Source organism: Vibrio sp. 10N.286.48.B8 (assembly GCF_003050085.1).
In the GTDB taxonomy this organism is placed as follows: domain Bacteria; phylum Pseudomonadota; class Gammaproteobacteria; order Enterobacterales; family Vibrionaceae; genus Vibrio; species Vibrio crassostreae.
The window spans coordinates 103,047-127,708 of the sequence record NZ_PIGD01000014.1; the positions used below are offsets into that span (position 1 = coordinate 103,047).

Consider the following 24,662-nt stretch of genomic DNA (forward strand, 5'->3'; position numbering starts at 1 on the left):
GTTCTATCAGAGCTTAACGTTTTTCTTCGCTCTGTTTCGTTTCGTTGAGCCCATTATTAGATAAATCCTTTGATAGCTCTAATCGTTTGGTGTTATGGTTTTGATAGGTAAATTCTATCAATGGCATTTTTCTTTTAAATGTTTTTGTTAGAACCCTTGTTCTTATTAAAACCTGAGGTAAGAGACTGATCATGAACATTCGTGACTTTGAATACTTGGTAGCGCTCGCAGAGCATAAACACTTCCGAAAAGCGGCAGAAGCGTGCTTTGTCAGTCAGCCAACACTAAGCGGTCAAATACGCAAACTAGAAGATGAAATCGGACTTCAGTTAACCGAGCGTAGTCCAAGGAAGGTGATATTTACAGAATCAGGGTTACAACTTGTTGAACAAGCCAAGCGTATTCTCAATGAAGTGAAAACTTTTAAAGATATGGCGAGTGGCCACGGTGAAGCGATGACGGGGCCAATGCACATTGGTTTTATTCCAACCGTGGGTCCTTACATCTTGCCTAAGATTGTTCCTCATCTTAAAGAGAGCTTCCCAGATCTTGAGCTTTACTTGCATGAAGCTCAGACCCATCAGCTAGTGAGTCAACTTGAAGATGGCAAGCTTGATTGCTTGGTACTGGCTGCAGTTGATGAAACCGCGGTGTTCAAAGAGATTGATGTGTATGACGAGCCCTTAAGTGTTGCCGTTCCATGTGACCACGAGTGGGCTCAGCAAGACACTATCGATATGCTGCAGCTAAATGGACAGACCGTACTGGCGCTAGGTGACGGTCACTGTTTAAGAGACCAAGCCTTGGGCTTCTGTTTTGCGGCGGGCGCCAAAGATGATGAGCGCTTTAAGGCGACTAGCTTAGAAACGCTGCGTAACATGGTTGCGGCGGGGGCGGGTATTACCTTGCTTCCTCAGCTATCTGTGCCGAAAGAGAAGCAGAAAGACGGTGTGTGTTACGTACCTGCGGTGAATCCAACGCCTTCACGTAGAATTGTCGTGGCTTACCGTCCGGGTTCTCCATTGAAGGGACGTTTCGAGCAATTGGCTGAGACTATCCGAACTCAACTGGAGAAAACAGCTTAACACTCGATCTCAGAGCCCAAGCTGGTAAGGTATAGATATAAAAAAAGGGTTGATATGAATTCATATCAACCCTTTTTGTTGGTTCAACTTACTAGGTTCAACAAACCCTAGCTAGAACAGTTCTTCTACTGCTTCACCTGATGAGGTTGAGTAGATGTCGTCATTGAAACGTTCTGTGATGTACTCGGTTGGCTCAGTGCCTTTTTCGAAGTACTCGAACATTGATGAGCTATCGAACTTATTAGTCAATAAGCCAGTTTCACGGTCGATACGAACACGAACGATGTTCTCCGGAATCTCTTTACGTTCAGCAGGAACACCCGCTAACGCAGTACCCATGAAATCAACCCATGCAGGTTCTGCTGTTTTCGCGCCAGCTTCTGCACCCGTAATTTGGTTCTTACCAAGGTTTGAGTTCGCTTTGGTTCTGCCTAGGTTGCGGTTGTGGTTATCAAAACCAACCCATACCGTTGCAACCATGCCAGGGCCGTAGCCGCTGTACCAAGTATCTTTCGAGTCGTTAGTCGTACCGGTTTTGCCGCCAATATCACGACGTTTCAGTGGTTGTGCACGCCAACCTGTACCGTTCCAACCTGTACCCGCACTCCAATCACCGCCGCCCCAGATGTTGCTGTACATCATTTCACGAACTAGGAATGCGTTCTGCTCAGAGATAACTTGAGGTGCGTATTGAACTTTCGCATCCACGTCTTGCTCTGCAAACTCATCCGCCATTGGATCGGCTGTGATGGTCTGTTTGCAATCTTCTTTACAGACGACTTTTGGTGTCGCTTCAAACTCAGTCTCGCCAAATGGAGTCTCAACGCGGCTGATGTAGAAAGGTTCAACGTAGTAACCACCGTTAGCGAATACCGAGTAACCTTGCGCTACTTTCATTGGCGTTAAGCTACCAGCACCTAGCGCAATAGTTTCAGAGCGCGGTACTTCGTCAATATCAAAACCAAATCGAGTAAGGTAGTTACGAGTATCATCCAGGCCTACTTCGCGTAGTACACGTACCGCCATTACGTTTTTAGACTGAGCTAAGCCAATACGTAGACGAGTTGGACCCACATAAGTCGGTGGCGAGTTCTTTGGTCGCCATGCTGTGCCTTGGCTCTTATCCCATTGGTTAATCGGGGCATCATTGATCAGTGAGGCTAGCGTTAAGCCTTTCTCAATCGCTGCTGAGTAGATAAATGGTTTGATACCAGAACCCACCTGACGAATAGATTGCGTTGCACGGTTGAACTTGTTGTGTACGAAGTTAAAGCCACCCACCATCGACAACACAGCGCCGTTGTTCGGATTCATTGCAACAAATGCGGTGTTCGCATTAGGTACTTGGCTAAGTCGCCATACAACTGGTGTTTCTGATTCTGCAGTCGCTGACTCTTCTGTCGGCTCTTCAGAGACTTCATCGCCTGTAACGGCTTCATGGCGAACCCAGATTTGTTCACCAACAGCTAGAATCTCTTTTGCTTGAGAAGGCGCTGGTCCTTGGCGGTTATCCGTTAGGAATTTGCGTGCCCAGTTCATACCTTGCCATTCGATAGTGCCTTTACCTTGGTTCTTAACCCAAATTTGCGCACTTTTCGAATTAACTGCGGTAACAACAGCAGGGACTAGGTCACCATAGGTTGGTTGAGACTTAAGGTGTTTAACGATTTGTTCTTGATCCCACGCTGATTGCGCAGTCTGCCACAATACTTTTTCAGCGCCACGGTAGCCATGACGCTCATCGTAGCCAAGTAGGTTCTTAATTGCGGCTTGGTTCGCTGCTTTTTGCAGTTTCGAATCAACAGTCGTGTAGACCTTCATGCCTGATGTATAAGCTTCTTCACCGTAGCGTTCCACCATCCAAGCACGTGCAACTTCTGCAACATACGGCGCGCTCAGTTCGATCTCTGCACCGTGGTATTTCGAGATAAGTTCTTCGCTACGAGCGTCATCGAACTCTGCTTGAGTGATGTATTGCTCGTCTAACATACGACGCAATACGACGTTACGACGGTTAGTCGCGCGCTCAACAGAGTAAATAGGATTCATTGTCGAAGGTGCTTTGGGCATACCCGCAAGTGTCGCAATTTCACTCAGTGTTAGATCAGGAAGATCCTTACCGAAGTAAACACGTGCTGCAGCGCCAAAACCATACGAACGGTGACCAAGGAAGATCTTGTTTACGTAAAGCTCCATGATCTCTTCTTTACTAAGCAGTTGCTCAATGTGGATCGCAATGAAGATCTCTTTGATCTTACGCATAATCTTTTTCTCATTAGATAAGAAGAAGTTACGCGCAAGCTGCTGAGTAATGGTACTCGCCCCTTGTTTTGCTGAACCCGACATTGCAACCACGAGTGCTGCACGTGTGATACCGATTGGGTCAATACCAGGGTGCTCATAGAAACGGCTATCTTCGGTGGCAATCAGAGCCTCAACTAAGTGGCGAGGAATCTCGTCATAAGTCACCGGATTACGACGCTTTTCGCCAAATTGAGAGATCAACTTACCGTCTTGACTGAAGACTTGCATCGGCGTTTGGAGTTCTACGTCGCGCAAAGTGGCGACATCAGGCAACTCTGGTTTTACGTAATAATAAAACCCGAAAATTGTACTGACTCCAAGAATCATGCAAATCAATGTAAATATGAATAATCGCTTTATGAACTTCACCGGATAATCCCTGATTAGTTAAGGCTGATAAGCAGCAAACCCTTGTACTCTAGGCTAAAAACTTAGCTTTCGTTTATTAACGCTTATTTAACTAATAATCACAACCCCTAGATAATCAACGAAATGCTTGGCACTTCAGGAGCTAGGTCACATGGGTTCATCATTAATTACAGGTATAGATATAAATCATCACAGCATCAAAGCCGTGGTACTAAAACCCGTGGGGGAGTTGTATGCCCTAGTGGGATACAAAGAGCTGCCGATTTCGGACGACATTTTTACAGCTAACCATACTTTGGAGTATCAGAAAACTGTTAAGAAACTTAAAGAACTTAGGAAAGGACTGCCTTTTGGCTGTCGCAACGTCGCCATTTCGGTACCTGATAACACGGTGATCAGCAAAGTACTACAAATAGAGAGTGAGTTAGAAGACAGAGAAAAAGAGTTTTCTATCTATCAAACCTTCGCCCATCAATCTCCCTTTCCTATCGAGGAGCTGAGTTTAGATTTTGTAAAGCTGGAAGACAAACGATTTGGTAAAGGTTCGACAAGCAGTTATCAGGTGTACGCCACTCGTAAGGAAGTCGTCGATAGCCGAGCGGATACATTAACTAAGGCTGGTTTTAAACCTGTGGTGGTAGATACACAGGCCCATGGGCTGCTAAACATCTGGCAATTGGCTTCGCGCTTGTATCCCGATAAGAATAACTGGTTGCTGGTGGATGTTGGAATCGACCAAACGTCGTTAGGAGTTATCCCGCAGAATTCAGCGCCTTTCTATAAAGACATCGCTTTTGGTACTCAAGATCTTCGCAGCTCGGATAACCCAAGTGATATAGAAGGTGTGTTCGGCACGGCTGAAGATACCCATCAATTCATTGTTCATTTGATTGAGAAGCTCAAGCGCCAATTACAGCTCTATTCATCGGGAAATGCGCAGCAACCTATCTCTGGGATCTGGCTGATGGGTGAGGGTGCGAGTATTCCTATGGTAACCGAAGAGTTAGAGCGCCATTTTCAGCTGAGCTGTGAGTCATTGAATCCTTTGTCTCTGTTTGAGAACAAGGTCGCCAAGAGACGTCGACTGCCAATGGACTGGCAACACTTTGGTATTGCCGCGGGTATGGCGATGAGCGGACTCAAGTGGCAGGGAGAAAAGCATGTTGCATCAAATTAACTTGCTGCCGTGGCGTGATGAGATTCGTGCTCAGCATAAGAAGCGTTTTGTTCATTTGGTTATTCTTGGCGTCATCATTGCGCTTGGTGGGCAATGGGCGGTCGGTAACTACTTTTATGACCAACAAGCCAGGCAGCAAGCGCGCCTCAATTATCTTAATCAATACATCGCTGAGCTCGACCGACAAATTCAGTCATTAAAAGTCGCCGAACAAGAGCACAAAGCCATTCTCACTCGACTTGATGTGGTGGAGTCTTTGCAGCTTGGCCGCAATAAAACCACCGACTTCATGAACCTGATGCCAGAGCTGATTCCTGAGGGCGTGTATGTCGACAAGATAAAGATGAATGGTCAGGAGATTGAGATGTCGGGCATCAGTGACAGTACCGCTCGTCTTGCGACTATGTTGGACAACTTAGAGCGCTCAGATTCCCTGGAAGGGGTCGAGATGCACTCTATCGTTCATAACCGCAAACGCTTCAATAAAGAATTTCAGACCTTCAAGGTCTCTTTTGTGTTTAGCCCTGTCTCTTTAGAAAACACAACCGCGAGCAGAAAAGAGAAGGAGACGCATCATGGCTAACCTTCAAAATAGAATGAGCTTGCAAGATCTCGATGTTGATGAGATCACCGAGTGGCCATTGCTGCCTCAGCTTCTCGTGATTCTGGTGTTGATAGTGTTAATCCAAGGTGTAGGCACTTGGCTTTATGTGTTGCCACTCGACGATGAACTGCAACAGATGAAGCAACAAGAACAAACCTTAAAGACGACCTTGCGAATTAAGGCCAATAAGGTTGCAGCCTTGCCTAAATTGCAGAGTCAGCTGGATGAACTAACCAGTCGCTACGATTACCTGTTAGAGCAGCTGCCTGTTCAAAAAGAGCTAGCCAGTATGTTGGCGTCTGTGAATGAACTCGGCTTGGATAATTCGCTGACCTTTACTCGAATCGATTGGGGACAAAAACAGAACAAGGAGTTTCTCTATCGTTTACCGCTCAATATCGAGCTGACGGGTGACTACCATGAGATTGGTGACTTTTCGGCTGCCATCGCTAAGCTGCCGCGCATCATTAGCTTTGATGATGTGAACTGGCAGCGAGTTAGCCAAGAAAGTAGCACTCTGCACTTTAGGGTTCGAGCTTATACCTACCAGTTTAAATCGGAGGTCAATGATGAAACCCAATAGCGCGCTTTACTCAATCGTGTTGCTGCTTGCACTGTCAGGCTGCAAAGCAAATCAGGATTCACTCCCAGACTTCGTGGCACAGGTTGAAACTAAGGCGAGAAAAGATGTCGAGCAACTTGTCCCAGCAACTGAATTCACGGCGGCGACTTATCAGCGCCGAGCCTTTCGTCCTCCCTTTGAACTTCCTAAAGAAGCCATTGTGCAAAACCAGCCTTTGGTTAAGAAAGACTGTTGGCAACCTAGCGCTCGCTCTCGTAACGGAAAGTTAGAGAAGTACCCGCTGAGCAAGCTTCGTTTAAGAGGTGTAATGGGCAGTGGTTCAAGTGTGTTTGGGCTAGTGCAAACACCGAAAGGCAACGTGGTAAACGTCAAGAAAGGCCAGTTTATCGGCCTAAACAATGGCCGAGTTACTAAGGTGACCAGCCAGTACGTTCAGATTAATGAAACTCTTCCAGATGGCTTAGGTTGTTGGCATAAGCGCAACGTTAGGCTGGCTCTGAAGTAAACCAATGTCACATGATGTGGATATGAGATGTAAATATGATTAAAGGAATAAGTGAGTCAATGAACAAAGGGCTGAAAGGCTTGATGGTGTCTGTGATGTTGGTTTTTAGCGTATTTAGTTACGCAGAGAGCCTACCAAATAAATTAGAGAATATTGATTTTAGGGTTAATAAGGATAAAGACGCCGTCATTATCATTGAGCTAGCGACCAGCACCGCTGTGGTGGATGTTCAACGTGCTCAGGAAGGGTTAAGTATCGAGTTGATCAATACTCAGGTTGATGATGACAAGCTTTACCTACTAGATGTAAAAGACTTCGCTACCTTGGTTGAAGGTATTGAAGTCTATAAAGAGACACCAAGCACTCGGCTTCTAGCGACGATTAGCAATGACTATCAGTATGAATACAATCTAAAGGGACGTTTTATTGAGGTGGTGATCAGCAAACCAGTTATCGATCAAGTGACCAAAGAAAAAAGCGTTCTAGAGAAAGAGGGCAAGCTGATATCGATTAACTTCCAAGACATCCCAGTACGAAATGTCCTGCAGCTGATTGCTGACTATAACGATTTTAACTTAGTCGTATCTGATTCGGTCGCCGGAAACCTCACTTTACGTTTAGATGGCGTACCTTGGCAGCAAGTTCTCGACATTATCTTGCAAGTTAAAGGCTTGGATAAGCGAGTTGATGGTAATGTTATCTTGGTGGCACCTAAAGCGGAGCTCGATCTTCGAGAGCAACAAGCGTTAGAAAAATCGCGTTTAGAAGAGGAGCTTGGGGAGCTTAAGTCGGAAATCATCAAGATTAACTTTGCTAAGGCCACCGATATTGCCGACATGATTGGCGGTGAAGGTGCGGTCAGCATGTTGTCTGATCGCGGTTCGATTACCATTGATGAGCGCACTAACTCTTTATTGATTCGTGAGTTGGAGGAGAACATTACCGTGATACGAGGCATCATTGAATCCTTAGATATTCCCGTGAAACAGGTGCAGATAGAGGCGCGTATCGTGACCGTCACTGAGGGTAATCTTGATGAGCTTGGCGTGCGCTGGGGCGTTTCATCAACCAACGGAAGCTTCACCGTTGGTGGTTCAATAGAAGGTAATCATCCATCACAAATCACACCGTATGACGATGATGGTGGCAACAGTGCGATTGATGACTACCTCAACGTTAACTTGGGGGCGACATCGCCGAATGCATCGAGCATTGCTTTTCAAGTCGCCAAGCTTGGGTCGGATACTTTGCTCGACCTTGAACTGTCGGCACTTCAACAAGAGTCGAAAGCTGAGATTATTTCTAGCCCACGCTTAATCACCACCAATAAAAAGCCCGCTTATATTGAGCAAGGTACTGAAATCCCTTACTTAGAGTCTTCTTCAAGTGGTGCAACGTCGGTCGCATTTAAGAAAGCGGTATTGAGCCTCAAGGTGACGCCGCAGATCACACCCGACAATCGTTTGGTATTGGATTTGAGCGTGACTCAAGATAGACCTGGGCAAGTGGTCAAGACCGGAACAGGGGAAGCGGTAGCAATTGACACGCAAAGAATAGGTACGCAAGTGCTTGTTAATAATGGTGAAACTGTCGTTCTTGGCGGGATATTTCAACACAGCGTAAGCAGCACTGTGGATAAAGTTCCTCTGTTGGGAGACCTGCCAGTTTTGGGTGCATTGTTCCGTCGCAGCTATGAAAATGTGGGTAAAAGTGAACTACTTATTTTTGTCACACCCAAAGTTGTGATTCAGTAATGAACAATTAGATTAAAAATAAAGTTGCATTAGTGGCACCTAACCTTGATAATTTCGGGTCTTATCACGAATTATCTGTGAGGAATCGGTGCCACGGGCCTTTTAATTTCAGTACTTGTACTGACCTACCTTGTGGCGATGTCATTGAATTAACGTTGTAAATTACTGCTAAAAACATGGCTGAGAAACGCAATATTTTTCTTGTTGGCCCAATGGGCGCCGGCAAAAGTACAATTGGTAGACACCTAGCTTCCCAACTTCATATGGAGTTTCTAGACTCTGACACTGTGATTGAAGAGCGCACTGGCGCAGACATCGCATGGGTTTTTGATGTTGAGGGCGAAGAAGGTTTCCGTAAGCGCGAAGAATCTGTAATCAATGATCTGACAGAAGAACAAGGTATTGTTCTTGCGACAGGTGGTGGTTCAGTGTTGAGCAAAGAAAACCGTAACCGTCTATCTGCACGAGGCATTGTTGTATACCTAGAGACAACAATTGAAAAGCAACTTGCTCGCACTAACCGCGACAAGAAACGCCCTCTACTTCAAACAGACAACCCGCGTGATGTGCTAGAAGATCTAGCTGTATCTCGCAACGCACTATACGAAGAAGTGGCGGACTACACAGTTCGTACTGACGACCAAAGTGCAAAAGTGGTAGCCAACCAGATCGTAAAAATGCTAGAAGAACGTTAAGTTCATTTTTCGGAGAGCAAACCCATGGAACGGATTACGGTCAATCTAGCTGAGCGTAGCTACCCTATCTCTATTGGCGCCGGGTTATTTGAAGACCCGGCGTACCTTTCTTTTTTATCAGGCAAACAGAAAGTTGTTGTTATCAGTAATGTGACAGTAGCGCCTCTTTATGCAGATAAAATTTTATCGCTATTGGATCAAGTAGGCTGTCAGACATCTTTTCTCGAGCTGCCAGACGGTGAACAGTACAAAACCCTTGAAACGTTCAATTCAGTGATGAGCTACATGCTTGAAGGAAATTACAGCCGCGATGTGGTGGTGATTGCTTTAGGTGGTGGTGTAATCGGTGACTTGGTCGGTTTTGCTGCCTCTTGTTACCAGCGCGGTATAGATTTCATTCAAATCCCGACGACCCTTCTTTCTCAAGTGGACTCTTCTGTTGGTGGTAAAACCGCAGTAAACCATCCTCTTGGTAAGAATATGATCGGCGCTTTTTACCAACCGAAATCTGTGATCATCGATACTAACTGTTTATCAACGCTTCCAGAGCGTGAGTTTGCAGCTGGCATTGCTGAGGTGATCAAATACGGCATCATTTACGATGAAGCCTTCTTTGATTGGTTGGAGCAGAATCTAGAGAAACTTTATCAACTTGATGAAGAGGCACTGATCACCGCGATTGCTCGTTGTTGTGCAATTAAGGCTGAAGTGGTGGCTTTAGATGAAAAAGAGTCAGGAATCAGAGCGTTATTGAACCTAGGTCATACATTTGGTCATGCGATTGAAGCAGAACTAGGCTATGGTAATTGGCTACATGGTGAAGCTGTGTCGTCAGGCACTGTAATGGCAGCGAAAACTGCTCAATTACAGGGGCTGATCTCTCAGCAGCAACTTGAGCGAATTATTTCTATACTCAAGAATGCGAAATTACCAATCCATACGCCAGAAAGCATGTCTTTTGAAGACTTTATGAAGCACATGATGCGCGATAAAAAAGTGCTGTCTGGTCAGTTGCGTTTGGTATTACCAACAAGTATTGGTACTGCTGAAGTGGTTGCTGATGTGCCTCAAGACATCATTAAACAAGCGATCGATTTCTGCCGTACTCTTTAAATTTGGTTGTGAGGTTGCCTAGCTAAACTCTAGGCAACTGAAGCGTTTTACTGATCGATCTTATCAGTAGGGATCCCCAATGAGTTTGGCTCATGAATTAAGAGTATTAGAGTTAGAATCTCAAGTTGAGCTGCTAGAGCGCTTACAGCTTTTGACTAACTTTGGTTCAAACCTAGTCACGGTTGCTGGTAAAACTGGCTCGGGCCGTTCTTGGTTAGCTCAGCGTTATCTGGAAGCGTGGTCGACTGAAAAAAATCAGTGTTTACTGCTTTGTCATCCAAGCCAAGACGATCAACAACGCCGCGCGCTTATTCTTAGCCAAATTGTTTCTGATCCCCTGTTTAATCAACATGATTCTTTATCAGATAGCCTGACTAGGTTACTGGATGGAGAGCCGTGTAATGTGGTTATCGTCGTTGATGATGCCCAACGACTTTCTGAGCTATTGGTATCCGAATTATGGATGTTGGTACTAGAAGCTCAATCAAACCCTCAATGGACGATCAATATCGTTCTCTTCTCGGAACCTGGCCACTTAGATACGTTATTAACGCGTTTGAGTTACGGTCAACAACACAAGCCTATCGATCTCGAGATCGATGACCTTTCGCAACCAGAAGCTGAACATTTCTTTGAATCACTGGTGATTCGATATGTTGATGATGAGTCTGAAACTCGCGTGCGACGTGCGTTTAGTAAAGCGCAACCTCTGCCCGGTGAGTTAATGGCTTTAGGAGAATTGAAAGTGGAAAAAAGGATTATTATTCGCTCAATTATTGGCTCACCGATCAATATCGCGATTGTGGTGGCCTTGTTGTTGGTTTTAATTGGTGGCGGCTATTGGTGGATGTTCAGTCAGCCAACACCAGACGATAAAGCGCAGTCGCTTATCGCACCGATTGAACAGACAGCTATCCCAACTTTTGAAGTGGAAAGTGGTACCGAGCAAGCTGGTATCGACGGAATGGTAGATTCTGAAACCGAAGCTGACATGAGTTACCAAGGCGCTGACGACGATAGCTCATCTTTGCCGCCAACTGTCGTTGAAGATACCGCGAGTGTTGGGGAAGTGGAACAAGATCAGCAACGCGTTGTGATCACCTCTGACGTGGTTGATGCTCTGCTTGATGATAAGCCTGAAAGTGCCGATACCAGCGCGATTGATGCGGCTGTTGAGGAAAATACAGAGGCAGCGGCTAGCGCGCAACCTGATGCAGCACAAGCCGAACCACAACCAACAGTTGATGAAGAATCAGATCTAACTGATTCAACACCGCCGACTAAAAAGATTACCTTCTCATTTGCTCGTGAAGAGTTACAAGCTATCTCGCCGCGCGCGTATACCTTGCAGTTGAGTGCGATGACCTCATTGGAGGATGTGCAATCCTTCATTGAAGAATATGACCTTGAGAACAAGGTTCGTATTTACCCAACACTTCGTAACGACACCAAGTGGTTTATCATCACTTATCAAGATTACCCAACGATTCAAGTGGCGCGAGACGCGGTAAGTGCGTTATCAAAACCCCTTCAACAGTTGGAACCTTGGGCAAAATCGATGAATCAAGTGCATCGAGAGATAGAACGTGCGAAATAACCCTGAGCTTAGCCTCAAAATATGTTACATTCCGCAGCCTTATTTTTGAGTTGATAGATAGAGCAGTAAATGAAAAAGCAGCGTGCCTTTCTAAAATGGGCTGGTGGTAAATATGGCCTAGTTGAAGACATCCAACGTCACCTGCCACCTGCTCGTAAATTGGTAGAACCGTTTGTCGGTGCCGGCTCAGTATTTCTGAATACTGACTTTGAACAGTACCTGCTTGCAGATATCAACCCCGATCTTATCAACCTGTACAACCTACTTAAAACCGATCCTGAAACTTATATCACGGAAGCGAAGCGCTGGTTCTGTCCTGAGAACAACCGCAAAGAAGCCTTCTTAGATATTCGCGCTGAGTTCAATGGTACAGATAACGTCATGTATCGTTCGTTGGCTTTCTTGTATATGAATCGATTTGGCTTTAATGGCCTATGTCGTTACAACAAGAAGGGCGGTTTTAACGTCCCATTTGGTTCTTACAAAAAACCTTACTTCCCAGAAGCCGAGCTGGAGTTTTTTGCCGAGAAAGCGAAAAAGGCCACCTTCGTCTGTGAGGGATACCATGAAACCTTTAGCCGCGCGCGCAAAGGCTGTGTGGTTTACTGCGATCCTCCATACGCACCGTTGTCGAACACGGCTAACTTTACCTCATACGCAGGTAATGGCTTTAGCTTAGATGACCAAGCTGCATTGGCGGATGTTGCTGAAAAAGCAGCAATGGAGCGTGGTATTCCTGTTTTGATTTCAAACCACGATACGACACTAACGCGTCGCTTATATCATGGTGCTGAGTTAAACGTGGTCAAGGTGAAACGCACCATCAGCCGTAATGGCGCTGGGCGCAATAAAGTTGATGAGCTGCTGGCGCTTTTCCATAAAGAGAAAAACCAGCAACACACATCAGCGGAATAGTTCTGGTCAGAACAGCCGCTAAACTCATTAAATTGAGTGACCAACGGATACTTTCTTAAACTAATCTTTCGAACTGCTAGGATCTGCTTAGGTGCTTAGGTAGAATTGCACACCAAATAGTCTTGGGCTTGAGTCTTGTATTTGTGTATGAGATATCACTAAGACGGTGACATTCGTAATTTACTCACTCTTAAGAGGTTTGGTATGAAAGATTTTCTAATCGCTCCATCGATTTTGTCTGCAGATTTTGCTCGTCTTGGTGAAGACGTAGAAAAAGTACTCGCAGCTGGTGCTGATGTTGTGCACTTCGATGTGATGGACAACCACTACGTACCTAACCTGACTTTTGGCGCGCCTATTTGTAAAGCGCTGCGCGACTACGGTATTACTGCTCCTATCGATGTTCACCTTATGGTTAAGCCTGTGGACAGTATTGTTCCTGAGTTTGCAAAAGCGGGCGCATCAATGATTACCTTCCACGTTGAAGCTTCAGAGCACATCGATCGCACTCTACAGCTCATCAAAGAGCACGGCTGTAAAGCGGGTGTGGTTCTTAACCCTGCAACACCGCTTTCTTGCCTAGATTACATCATGGACAAAGTAGACATGATTCTACTAATGTCTGTGAACCCTGGCTTCGGCGGTCAATCTTTCATTCCTCACACGCTAGATAAACTACGTGCTGTTCGTAAGCTGATTGATGAGTCAGGCCGCGACATTCGCCTTGAGATTGATGGCGGTGTGAAGGTGGATAACATCCGTGAAATCGCAGAAGCGGGTGCAGATATGTTCGTTGCGGGTTCTGCTATCTTCAACCAACCGGATTACAAAGAAGTGATTGATGAGATGCGTGCAGAGCTTGCAAAAGTAAACGCATAATCGTAAAACTACAGATAGATTGAATATTAAGGGGCTCATTGGCCCCTTTTTTACGTCTTATCGCTCAACACATAAGACGAATATAATTAATAGGAAAGTAAGATGTCATTAAGCTCAATAAAACTGATCGCCTTTGATTTGGATGGAACCTTGTTAGACAGCGTGCCTGATTTAGCTGTCGCCGCTGACCAAGCTTGTCAGGAGCTGGGTTTCCCTTCAGTGAGTGAAGAACAAGTTCGCGACTATGTTGGCAATGGTGCTGACGTGCTTATCGGGCGTTCACTCAGCCGTAACCTAACTGTTGATACAAGCCTAGATCCTGAGCTGCTGAAGAAAGCACGCATCTTGTTTGATAATTTCTACGAGCAGGGCGGCCACAAGCTGAGCCACCTTTACCCATCAGTAAAAGAGACGCTGGCAGAGCTGCATAATGCGGGTTTCACTATGGCGCTTGTGACCAACAAACCATCGAAGTTTGTACCCGACGTTCTGGCGCAACACGGTATCGATAAGTACTTTGTTGATGTTTTGGGCGGCGACTCTTTCCCAGAGAAAAAACCGAACCCAGTAGCGCTGAACTGGTTGCTAGAAAAGCACAACGTGAAAGCGGAAGAGATGCTGATGGTTGGTGATTCAAGCAACGACATCAAAGCGGCTAAGAATGCAGGCTGTCACTCATTTGGCCTGACTTATGGCTACAATCACGGTGAGCCAATTTCAGCGTCAAACCCTGACTATGTCGCGGATAACGTTGCTCAATTACTAGATGTCGTTCTAGTTTCAGCATAAAGCGGACAAAAGTTAGCTAACCCACTAGCAAAATACTTATCAATGAGTACACTGGATGAGCCGCGCAGAAAGAGCTGTGCGGCTTTTCTATATTTAAGTTAAGAAGCTAAGCGTTCAATAAACTTAGCGAATAAGCAAAGGAATTAAAACCATGAGCAAGCCCATCGTATTGAGTGGTGTTCAACCATCTGGTGAACTAAGTATCGGTAACTACTTGGGTGCTCTACGTCAATGGCAACAGATGCAAGATGATTACGATTGCCAATACTGTGTTGTAGACCTTCACGCAATTACGGTTCGCCAAGACCCGAAAGCACTGCATGAAGCGACTCTAGACGCACTCGCAATCTGTCTTGCTGTCGGTGTTGATCCAAAGAAGAGCACGCTATTTGTTCAGTCACACGTACCAGAGCATGCTCAACTTGGTTGGCTTCTTAACTGTTACACGCAAATGGGTGAACTGAGCCGTATGACTCAGTTTAAAGATAAGTCTGCACGTCACTCAAACGACGTAAACGTAGGCCTATACGACTACCCAGTGTTGATGGCTGCAGACATCCTGCTTTACGGTGCTCACCAAGTGCCAGTAGGTAGTGACCAGAAACAACACCTAGAGCTAGCGCGTGATATCGCAACTCGTTTCAACAACATCTACGGTCCTGAAACGCCAATCTTCCAAGTGCCAGAACCTTACATTCCAACAGTGAATGCACGTGTAATGAGCCTGCAAGATGCGACTAAGAAGATGTCTAAGTCGGATGATAACCGTAAGAACGTGATTACTCTGTTAGAAGAGCCTAAGTCGATCATCAAGAAGATCAACAAAGCGCAAACTGATGCAGAAACACCGCCACGTATTGCTCACGATTGGGAAAACAAAGCGGGTATCTCTAACCTAATGGGTCTTTACTCAGCAGCGACAGGTAAAACGTTTGAAGAGATCGAAGCGCAATACCAAGGTGTTGAGATGTACGGTCCATTCAAGAAAGATGTAGGCGCAGCATTAGTTGAGATGCTTGAGCCGATTCAAGCTGAATACCACCGTATCCGTGCTGATCGTGCTTACATGGACGCAGTAATGAAAGCGGGTGCTGAAAAAGCGTCTGAGCGTGCTGCAGTAACACTGAAAAAAGCATACGAAGCAGTAGGTTTTGTTACTCGCCCATAGGGTGAACTAACACGACTCGCTTGAAAATTTGAGCCCAAAGTAGCTTTTGTTTACTTTGGGCTTTTTAATGCCCATTCCATTTACCTTCCTCGAAAACCCCTTGTTTGAATTGATAATTTACGCAGTATCTGACTAGCATATCCATCATATTAATGCTGTGCAGATGATCTTATTTAGCACTTCTGAACTTTATAAATTCATACTCATTTCTATATATGTTGGAAATATATAACGTGCCAAACAATTGATGATTCCAAAGTGATAAGTTCCTCATTTTCTTGCCAACTGACTTATTCCTTTCATAAATAAACCTGATAGTTACCACAAAATACATGACTGCCCATAGATGGCAGTGACTATAAATCAATGAACTCAGGTGAAACGGATGGCTCTTTTACACAAACCTTCATTGCTAGCAGTGGCAATTGGTAGCTTGTTAACCACAAGCGCACACGCTGATTTGTTTATTTCACAATATGTGGAAGGCGGCAGCTACAACAAAGCGGTTGAGATCGCCAATAACGGCGATAGCAGCATTAACTTAGATGGTTACTCACTGGCGAAGTCTGCCAATGGCAACGGATCATGGGGCGCCACTTTACCTTTAGATGGCCACGTTTTAGCGCCCGGTGAGGTGCTTGTTGTTGCTCATACCAGTGCTAGTGATGAGATTAAGGCGGTCGCTGACATTCTAAATGCTTCATTGGCTAATCATAATGGTGACGACCCGCTAGCTATCTTGAATGCAGATGGTTCGGTGCATGATGTTGTTGGTTTGATGGGCGATGTGGACTGGGGCAAAGATGTTACTTTGGTTCGTGCGACACAAACACCTTCTGCGACGTTTGATGCTTCACAATGGGTATCGCTACCAAAAGACAGTATTGAAGGGCTAGGTTCACTAGACAGTGTTGAGCTGCCAGAAGCCTTTACTTGTACAGAAGATGGCTCAGACCCGGTATTTACCACCATTCAAGAGATCCAAGGCGAGGGTGCAACATCACCGTTCATCGATGGCTACCCGTACATCACCGACGATGAATACTTCGTAAAAGGTGTAGTTAGCGCAGTGACTACTGGCCTAACCAAAGGCTTCTATCTGCAAGCGATTGAGGATGACTTCAATTCAAGTACCTCTGAAGGTCTATTTATTCACACTAACCAGTCAAGCTCAGATTTAGTTGCGGGTGATGTGGTGTGTGTGAAAGGTAAGGTTCAAGAATACTACAGCCACACTCAGCTTAAAGTTGAAAACAACCAATGGCTAAAGCAGGGCGAACAGCAATCCCCTGAAGCGACGGCGATTGAAGCGCTAGACAGTGATGAGAACTTCGCTGCAACGCTTGAACGCTACGAAGGCATGTTGCTGAAAACAACCGAAGCGCTTGATATGCGAGTGACGCGTACCTTCGGTTATGACTACGCAGGTCGTCGTAACAACATGGTATTAGCCCATGAGCGTATCAACATGCAGCCGAACCAGCTTTTTGCTGCCGGTTCTGATGAAGCGAAACAACAAACAGAAGACAACGCTGATCGTCGCCTTTTCGTTGAAACGGATCAAAAAGCGGGTGACGGACAAGTTCCTTTCTACCCAGATTTTGGCCGTACCGACATCGACCAAGATGGTTCGACCGAAGACTACATCCGTATCGATGACACCATTGTCGGCCTAGAAGGTGTGTTGACTTACAGCTACGGTGAATACCGTTTAATTGCGACTAACCAGATCTCGGCTGAAAACTTCGTTCGTAACGACCCACGTACTGACAAACCAGACATGGATGAAGGTGACCTGCGTATTGCGACCTTCAATGTATTGAACTACTTCAACTCTCCATTTGGCGGTGACGCGAACCAGCACGGCAACAACCGTGGCGCGAACACCATCACTGAGTTTGAAATGCAGCAAGAGAAGATTGTGAACGCGATTCTTCGTCTAGACGCTGACATCATTGGTTTGATGGAAATTGAGAACAACGGCTTTGGTGAAGGTTCAGCGATTCAACAGCTTGTTAACCAGCTGAATGATCGCATTGAGCGTAAGAAAGACCGTTATACGTTTGTCGCTGTTGATTCAAATGAAGATGGCGTAACCGACGAGATGGACTCGATTGGTACTGACGTAATCACAACGGGTGTTATTTACCGTAAGAAGGTAGTTAAGCTAAAAGACAGCCGCGTTATCGCGATGCCAAGCCAACAAGCACCAGAGGTGTTAGACGATTCAGGTAAGGTGATTGAGGACGGTAAGAACTACCAGCGTGACTCATTAGCGCCAACCTTCAAGGTCAAAGGTACCAAAGAGAAACTGACCGTAGCGATTAACCACTTTAAATCTAAAGGCTCTAAGTGTTGGGAAGATGCAGCACCGGTTGAACAGGGTGGTCAAGGTGGTGTTGATGCCGACAAGCAAGGCTCATGTGAGAACTTCCGCGTAGCTGCGGCGGTGGCACTGGGTGAAGCGCTCGATGGTATCAAAGGTCACAAAGTGATCCTGGGTGATATGAACTCGTACGGCATGGAAGATCCAATGCTGGTGCTAACGGATTACTCTGAAGAGAAATACGGTAAGCAAATCAAAGCGGCTCGTAACACTTACATTGATGGTGTTGAACAGTTTGGTGATAACGGCGCGGTGATTACTAAGAACTACGGTTACATTAATGCTGTGGCTCAAAAGCACCCAGACAGCTGGAGCTACTCATACAATGACGAAGTGGGCGCACTGGATCACCTGTTGATTAGCGACAGCCTGAAAGACATGGTTGTGGATGCAACTGACTGGCACATTAACGGTGGCGAATCGACGTTGTTTGACTACAACGAAGAGTACAAAGGCGATCTGCCTAAGTACCAAGATCACTTCCGTTCATCGGATCATGATCCTGCGGTTCTTGAGCTAAGAGTCGGCGGTTCATTCGGCTTGGGTGCATTGATGTCATTGTTTGGTCTAGCAATGTGGCGTCGTCGCAAGTAGCTAAATCGTAAGTAGATTGGCAAGCCATACAAGCAAGCCAATTCAGATAACTTAAGGCTATCTGTAAACAATTAAGGTCAACTTAGGTTGGCCTTAATTATTGGCGAAATGCAGTTTCCACTTGCCTTTCGCTATGGGTATTGCACAATACCGCCCCTATATCTCCCAATCCTTTAGTATTTAGCAAACGATTTCGACCCATGTTACTTATCATCGATAACTACGACTCCTTTACCTATAACTTGTATCAGTATTTCTGTGAGTTAGGGGTAACTGTAAAAGTTGTTCGCAACGATGAGATTGATATTGCGGGCATCGAAGCGCTAAATCCTAGTCACCTTGTTATCTCGCCGGGTCCTTGTACACCGGATGATGCGGGCATTTCTCTACAAGTCATCGAACACTTCGTTGGTAAACTGCCGCTCTTAGGAGTGTGTCTTGGTCATCAAGCCATTGCCCAAGTGTTTGGTGGTGAAGTGGTGAGAGCCAGACAAGTGATGCACGGTAAAACCTCTCCGATACGCCACAATGGCAAGAGTGTTTTTCAAGGGCTCAATAACCCTCTAACCGTGACACGTTACCATTCTCTAGTGGTGAAAAATGGCACGCTACCTGACTGCTTTGAACTGACATCTTGGACGGAATTTGAAGATGGCAGCATGGATGAAATCATGGGTTATCAACATAAAACCTTGCCGATTGATGCTGTACAATTTCACCCAGAGTCGATTAAAACAGAGCAAGGACACCAGCTTCTCGCTAACTTCTTAGCGCGTTGAGTGTTTAAATTTGACTCTTTCTCCGTCTAAATAAGCCAGTTGAACCTGTTAGCCCATTCGTTAAGCGTTTAAATTCGGGCGCTACGCGTCTCTTACTCCTCTGACGCCGATCACTTTTTATAACATTTCTCTCTCTTCAGGCTAAGTTTTTAGCCTATGCAAAATTATTCGCCTTATTTCGTCTCGAACCCTATATACCGCAATGCCAGTAAGGCTTTGCTATTACTGGTTATGCGTTTAGGTAAAAAAAGCTTCATAAAACAGATTAATTGATGCATAAATAGTCATAGGTAGTGACGTTTAGCTGGTTGTTAGGGATGGCTAAAGAATAATCTACTATTGAAAACGTTAATTAAATGTAAATATAATGCTGCAGCGGGATTATGGCGAGAGAAAATATCTTTGTCTCACTTATGAACCAGTACGCTTATTTGCGAAGCTTGCGGTATCGAGAAGGAATGTACGATGACAGTGGAAAAAAAAGTAGAACGTAGTCTGTTTAATGAGGTGATGGTGCCTTGTTATAACCCAATGGAAATGATCCCGGTAAAAGGGGAAGGCGCACGCGTTTGGGACCAACAAGGCCGAGAGTATATCGACTTTGCTGGTGGTATCGCTGTGAGCTGTTTGGGTCACTGTCACCCAGCAATGGTTAACGCGGTTACTGAGCAAGCAAACAAGATTTGGCATTTAAGTAATGTAATGACCAATGAACCTGCATTACGTCTAGCGAAGAAGCTAACAGACGTATGTTTTGCAGAAAAAGTATTCTTTGCCAACTCTGGTGCAGAAGCGAACGAAGCAGCATTGAAGCTAGCTCGTCGTTGGGCAGCAGATGTTCACGGTCCTGAGAAATCTGAAATCATTGCATTCAAACAAGGTTTCCACGGTCGTACTTTCTTTACCGTAACGGTCGGTGGTCAAGAGGCTTACTCTGATGGCTTCGGTCCTAAACCGGGCGATGTAACTCACCTGCCTTACAACGATATTGCAGCGCTAGAAGCGCACATCTCAGATCGCACATGTGCAATCATGATGGAACCTCTGCAAGGCGAGGGCGGTATCATCTCTCCAACATCTGAGTTCGTGAACACGGTTCGTGAACTGTGTGACAAACACAATGCGCTGCTTATCTTTGATGAAGTACAAACAGGTAATGGCCGTACAGGTAACTTTTACGCTTACCAAGGTCTAGGTGTAACACCTGACATCCTAAGCACAGCGAAATCACTAGGTGGCGGTTTCCCAATCGGCGCAATGCTAACAACGTCTGAACTTGCGACACACCTAAAAGTGGGTACGCACGGTTCTACTTACGGTGGTAACCCACTGGCGTGTGCCGTTGCTGAAGCGGTTGTTGACGTAGTAAGCCAACCTGAAACGTTGGCTGGCGTGAAAGAACGCGAAGCACTATTCCGTGATGGTTTAGCTAAGATTAACGACAAATACCAAATATTCAGTGAAGTTCGCGGTAAAGGCCTATTGCTAGGCGCTGCGCTTAATGAAGCATGGCAAGGTCGTGCTCGTGATGTATTAGTAGCAGCAGGCGAACAAGGCTTGATGGTACTGGTTGCGGGTGCAAACGTGGTTCGTTTCACACCATCACTGGTTATCACTACACAAGAAATTGAAGAAGGTTTATCAAAACTAGACAAAGCAATCGCTACGCTAGTTTAGCCTGAGCGGCGTCATAGGAATGATCGCCATTAGAGCGATCCCATGACGTACTGCTAAAGGCCCAAGCTTCTGGTTTTGGGCCTGTTTTGCATCTGGAGGGAATATTGATGCTAGTTGTTCGCCCAATAAAATTATCTGATTACGATGCGCTGCATACCTGCGCGGTTGAATCTGGTCACGGATTCACATCTCTTCCGGTTAACGAAGAACTGTTAACTAACCGAATTACTCACTCTGAATACAGCTTTGCTAAACAAGACGTGACTGAACCCGGTGATGAAGGCTATCTAATGGTTGGCTTCGACACTGAAACGGGAGAAGTCGCTGGTACGACAGGCATCGAAGCCTCAATTGGCTGGGATGTTCCGTTTTACTCTTACCACATCAGCAAAGTGGTTCACTCATCGCAAAAGCTTGGCGTGAATAACGTCGTGAAGCTACTGACTTTCGGTAATAACTACACAGGATGCAGTGAGATCTGCACACTGTTCTTGCGCCCAGCTTTCCGTGGTGGATTGAATGGTCGTTTGATGTCGAAGTGTCGCTTCCTGATCATGTCTGAGCACCCAGAGCGTTTCTCGAAAACGATTTTTGCTGAGATGCGTGGTGTATCGGATGCGGAAGGTAACTCACCTTTCTGGCAATGGCTGCAAGAGCACTTCTTCTCAATTGATTTCACGCTTGCAGATTACCTAACTGGTATCGGTAAGAAAGGTTTCATTGCTGACCTAATGCCGAAGCTGCCTATCTACGTGAACCTACTGAGCAAAGAAGCTCAGGCGGTGATTGGAGAGGTACATGATAATACACGCCCAGCACTTAAGTTGTTGGAACGTGAAGGTTTCACTAACCGCGGTTATGTCGACATCTTTGATGCAGGCCCAACGGTTGAGTGTGATTTAAGAAACATTGAATCAGTGCGTCATGCGATTCGAGCTCAGGTTCAAATTGCAGAGCACTCCAGCTCTAAAGACTTCCTAATTGGTAATACCTCGTTTGAGAACTTCCGCGCAGTAGCCGCGAAAGGCGCGTATGACCAAGCAAGCGACACAGTGATTTTATCATCTGAAGTAGCAAGCGCTCTTGAAGTAAAAGAAGGCGAATTCGTTCGCATGTTGGCTCAATAAGAGCGGCGATTATCTGTCGAAGATTTTAAGGATAGAAGTATGACTCAGTGGATAGCAGGACAGTGGGTGGCAGGTCAAGGCGACGCCATGACATCAGTAAGCCCATACAACAATGAAGTCGTGTGGCAAGGCGATAGTGCAACACCAGCGCAGGTTGAATCTGCAGTAGCAGCGGCTCGTGATGCGTTCTTAGTTTGGAAGAAACTGAGCTTTGCAGAGCGTGAAGCGGTCGTGTTGAACTTTGCTGATAAAGTAAAAGAGAACAGCGAAGAGATAGCACAGATTATTGCAAAAGAGACGGGGAAACCGATTTGGGAAACTCGTACTGAAGCGGGCGCAATGGCGGGTAAAATCGCTATCTCTATTCGTGCATACCACGAGCGTACAGGCGAAGCTTCGCGTGAAGCGGCGGGTAACCAAATCGTACTGCGCCATCGTCCATTAGGTGTTATGGCGGTATTTGGCCCTTACAACTTCCCAGGTCACCTACCTAACGGTCATATTGTTCCAGCACTGCTATCTGGTAATACCGTGGTATTTAAGCCGTCAGAGCAGACACCTTGGACAGGTGAGTTTGCGATGAAGCTATGGCAAGAAGCTGGCCTTCCTGCTGGCGTGATCAACCTAGTGCAAGGCGCGAAAGAGACAGGTATCGCACTAGCCGATGCTAAAGGTCTTGATGGCGTGCTATTCACGGGTAGTGCTAATACCGGTCATATCCTTCACCGTCAATTCGCAGGTCAACCGGGCAAGATGCTGGCGCTAGAGATGGGTGGCAACAACCCGATGGTGATCAGTGACCAATTTGGTGATGCTGACGCGACGGTTTATACCATTATTCAATCGGCTTTCATCAGTGCAGGTCAACGTTGTACGTGTGCTCGTCGCTTGTATGTTCCTGTTGGCGAGAAGGGCGATCAATTGCTCGATAAGCTCGTTGCGGCTACCTTGAAGATTCGTGTTGATCAGCCATTCGCTGAGCCTGCACCCTTCATGGGCCCACAAATCTCTGAAGCGGCAGCTAAGTTCATTCTGGACGCGCAAGCTAATCTGCAATCACTAGGTGGTGTCAGCCTAGTCGAAGCAAAAGCGGGCGAAGCGGCGTTTGTTTCTCCGGGTATTATCGATGCAACCAACATTGCTGAACTGCCAGATGAAGAGTACTTCGGCCCATTGTTGCAAGTGGTTCGCTACCAATCGCTAGAGCAAGCGGTTGAATTAGCTAACGACACACGCTTTGGTTTGTCTGCAGGCCTTGTATCAACAGACGATTCTGAATGGGAATACTTCGTTGACCATATCCGTGCGGGTATTGTTAACCGTAACCGTCAGCTAACAGGCGCAAGTGGTGATGCACCGTTTGGTGGTCCGGGTGCTTCAGGCAACCTACGCCCAAGTGCTTACTACGCAGCTGACTACTGTGCTTACCCTATGGCTTCAATGGAAGGTCGCGAAACTCAACTACCAGCATCGTTTAGCCCAGGTATTGAGCTTTAATTTAGGCTAATGAGTCTTAGGCTCATTGGTTAAGCTTGAAATAGGGAAGTGGTGTTATCGCTTCCCTTTTCCATCACGTCCGACACCTAGATTGGGCGGTAGATAATAATAGAACAAGTATGTCACAGGCTGATGGCTGCTGACTCTGTGTCTCAGCCTCTCCCTTTCTAATCCAAATTACTAGCTTGCTAGAACCTCTGACAAGGAGTCACCATGACGCCCGATCTACTCTTTAAATCACTATGGGACGATTACATTCACAGGCTGTGTCCATCGGCTGAGAAAGTGCATCACTTGCTGAAAGAAGATGAAGCGCTGATCAACGACCATATTGCACTGCGTACTTTTAATGTTGCCCCTCTCGGTATTGAAACACTAGCTAAGCCTTTCCTTGAACTGGGTTACAAGGCGTGTGGCGACTACCTGTTTGAGAGCAAGAAGCTAGTGGCTAAACACTATGAGCACCCAGACCCGAAGCAGCCAAAAGTGTTCATTAGTGAATTGAAGGTCGAAGAGTGTTCTAGTGAATTACAACAGATCGTTGCTAAGTTAGTTGAGCAGGTTGATGCAAGCAAGCTTCAAGGTCATGAGTTCTTGTTTGGTGGTCGCCAATGGAATTTGAGCTTCGCTGATTTCCAAGCACTAGCTAAAGAGAGCGAATACGCATCTTGGCTAGCGGCTCATGGATATGGTGCAAACCACTTTACGGTAAGTGTGAACCAGCTGAATAACTTTGATGAAGTGCAGGTGGTGAATGACTACCTGAGCGAGTCTGGCTTTACTATCAACGCATCTGGCGGTGAGGTTAAAGGCTCTCCAGAGGTCTTATTAGAGCAATCATCAACAATGGCAGACAAAGTCCCAGTTTCATTTGTTGAAGGCAATGAGATGATTCCAGGCGGCTTCTATGAGTTCGCTAAGCGTTATGCGATGGCTAACGGTGAGCTTTACACCGGTTTTGTGGCCGCATCGGCGGATAAGATCTTTGAGAGCACCAACAGTTAATAAAAGGTACGAGAACGGACTTATCCTAGATATGCGAGTACGCTTCGCTTCGAGGAAGTT

At 46.0% G+C, this 24,662-nt stretch carries 21 protein-coding genes; 19 read left to right on the forward strand and 2 right to left on the reverse strand.

Translation table 11 applies throughout. The features are described 5' to 3' along the window. Window positions 1–13 precede the first annotated feature (13 nt). Window positions 14–193, reverse strand: coding sequence for a hypothetical protein (locus CWO08_RS24255; protein WP_108020788.1), 180 nt, complete (start codon window positions 191–193; stop codon window positions 14–16). Here CWO08_RS24255 and oxyR point away from each other — a divergent pair. Next, on the forward strand, window positions 192–1,085 hold the full coding sequence (oxyR, locus tag CWO08_RS16450) for a DNA-binding transcriptional regulator OxyR (RefSeq protein ID WP_102433305.1): 894 nt from the start codon (window positions 192–194) through the stop codon (window positions 1,083–1,085). The genes CWO08_RS24255 and oxyR overlap by 2 nt on opposite strands. A gap of 111 nt (window positions 1,086–1,196) precedes the next feature. Here the strand turns inward: oxyR and CWO08_RS16455 are convergent, their stop codons facing one another. After that, a complete protein-coding gene (locus tag CWO08_RS16455) occupies window positions 1,197–3,758 on the reverse strand; it encodes a penicillin-binding protein 1A (RefSeq protein ID WP_170960798.1) in 2,562 nt (853 codons plus the stop codon). A gap of 151 nt (window positions 3,759–3,909) precedes the next feature. On the opposite strand from CWO08_RS16455, the gene pilM reads away from it, so the two are divergent. The 18 genes from pilM (at window position 3,910) to CWO08_RS16545 (ending at window position 24,602) form a co-directional block, all read left to right on the forward strand. Further along, the gene (gene pilM, locus CWO08_RS16460) at window positions 3,910–4,935 is read left to right on the forward strand and encodes a type IV pilus assembly protein PilM (protein WP_102433303.1); all 1,026 of its coding nucleotides are present in this window, start codon (window positions 3,910–3,912) and stop codon (window positions 4,933–4,935) included. Further along, complete coding sequence (locus CWO08_RS16465) at window positions 4,919–5,518, forward strand: PilN domain-containing protein (protein ID WP_102433302.1); 600 nt, start codon at window positions 4,919–4,921, stop codon at window positions 5,516–5,518. Before pilM ends, CWO08_RS16465 begins: the two co-directional genes overlap by 17 nt. Further along, window positions 5,511–6,122 carry a type 4a pilus biogenesis protein PilO gene (locus tag CWO08_RS16470; protein WP_048659164.1) on the forward strand — a complete coding sequence of 204 codons (612 nt, stop codon included), beginning with the start codon at window positions 5,511–5,513 and terminating at the stop codon, window positions 6,120–6,122. Before CWO08_RS16465 ends, CWO08_RS16470 begins: the two co-directional genes overlap by 8 nt. Continuing rightward, window positions 6,109–6,627 (forward strand): pilus assembly protein PilP, encoded by a 519-nt coding sequence (locus tag CWO08_RS16475; RefSeq protein WP_048659163.1) that lies wholly within the window; start codon window positions 6,109–6,111, stop codon window positions 6,625–6,627. The genes CWO08_RS16470 and CWO08_RS16475 overlap by 14 nt, the downstream gene beginning before the upstream one ends. Window positions 6,628–6,686: 59 nt before the next feature. Then, window positions 6,687–8,381, forward strand: a complete 1,695-nt coding sequence (locus tag CWO08_RS16480; protein ID WP_102433300.1) for a type IV pilus secretin PilQ — start codon at window positions 6,687–6,689, stop codon at window positions 8,379–8,381. Between the two features lie 176 nt (window positions 8,382–8,557). Continuing rightward, the gene (gene aroK, locus CWO08_RS16485; RefSeq protein WP_017061125.1) at window positions 8,558–9,076 is read left to right on the forward strand and encodes a shikimate kinase AroK; all 519 of its coding nucleotides are present in this window, start codon (window positions 8,558–8,560) and stop codon (window positions 9,074–9,076) included. A 24-nt stretch (window positions 9,077–9,100) separates the two neighbouring features. After that, window positions 9,101–10,189, forward strand: a complete 1,089-nt coding sequence (gene aroB / locus CWO08_RS16490) for a 3-dehydroquinate synthase (protein ID WP_108020789.1) — start codon at window positions 9,101–9,103, stop codon at window positions 10,187–10,189. Window positions 10,190–10,268: 79 nt separating this feature from the next. Further along, complete coding sequence (locus CWO08_RS16495) at window positions 10,269–11,786, forward strand: SPOR domain-containing protein (protein ID WP_055319910.1); 1,518 nt, start codon at window positions 10,269–10,271, stop codon at window positions 11,784–11,786. A gap of 69 nt (window positions 11,787–11,855) precedes the next feature. Continuing rightward, entirely contained in the window at window positions 11,856–12,701 is an 846-nt protein-coding gene (locus CWO08_RS16500) for a Dam family site-specific DNA-(adenine-N6)-methyltransferase (RefSeq protein ID WP_048659159.1), read from the forward strand. A 204-nt stretch (window positions 12,702–12,905) separates the two neighbouring features. Beyond that, window positions 12,906–13,580, forward strand: coding sequence for a ribulose-phosphate 3-epimerase (rpe, locus tag CWO08_RS16505; RefSeq protein ID WP_017068835.1), 675 nt, complete (start codon window positions 12,906–12,908; stop codon window positions 13,578–13,580). 102 nt (window positions 13,581–13,682) lie between these two features. Next, entirely contained in the window at window positions 13,683–14,369 is a 687-nt protein-coding gene (locus tag CWO08_RS16510) for a phosphoglycolate phosphatase (protein WP_108020790.1), read from the forward strand. A gap of 151 nt (window positions 14,370–14,520) precedes the next feature. Beyond that, a complete protein-coding gene (gene trpS, locus CWO08_RS16515; RefSeq protein WP_016796005.1) occupies window positions 14,521–15,537 on the forward strand; it encodes a tryptophan--tRNA ligase in 1,017 nt (338 codons plus the stop codon). A gap of 385 nt (window positions 15,538–15,922) precedes the next feature. Next, window positions 15,923–18,517, forward strand: coding sequence for an ExeM/NucH family extracellular endonuclease (locus tag CWO08_RS16520; protein WP_102433298.1), 2,595 nt, complete (start codon window positions 15,923–15,925; stop codon window positions 18,515–18,517). 200 nt (window positions 18,518–18,717) lie between these two features. Beyond that, the gene (locus CWO08_RS16525) at window positions 18,718–19,296 is read left to right on the forward strand and encodes an aminodeoxychorismate/anthranilate synthase component II (RefSeq protein WP_048605375.1); all 579 of its coding nucleotides are present in this window, start codon (window positions 18,718–18,720) and stop codon (window positions 19,294–19,296) included. A gap of 465 nt (window positions 19,297–19,761) precedes the next feature. Next, window positions 19,762–20,973 (forward strand): aspartate aminotransferase family protein, encoded by a 1,212-nt coding sequence (locus tag CWO08_RS16530; RefSeq protein WP_012604934.1) that lies wholly within the window; start codon window positions 19,762–19,764, stop codon window positions 20,971–20,973. 107 nt (window positions 20,974–21,080) lie between these two features. Continuing rightward, window positions 21,081–22,100 (forward strand): arginine N-succinyltransferase, encoded by a 1,020-nt coding sequence (astA, locus tag CWO08_RS16535; protein ID WP_009848917.1) that lies wholly within the window; start codon window positions 21,081–21,083, stop codon window positions 22,098–22,100. A 39-nt stretch (window positions 22,101–22,139) separates the two neighbouring features. Then, window positions 22,140–23,597, forward strand: a complete 1,458-nt coding sequence (gene astD, locus CWO08_RS16540) for a succinylglutamate-semialdehyde dehydrogenase (protein ID WP_108020791.1) — start codon at window positions 22,140–22,142, stop codon at window positions 23,595–23,597. Window positions 23,598–23,810: 213 nt separating this feature from the next. Further along, window positions 23,811–24,602: a DUF1338 domain-containing protein gene (locus CWO08_RS16545; RefSeq protein ID WP_107899205.1), complete on the forward strand. Its 792-nt coding sequence runs from the start codon at window positions 23,811–23,813 to the stop codon at window positions 24,600–24,602. Window positions 24,603–24,662 lie beyond the last annotated feature (60 nt).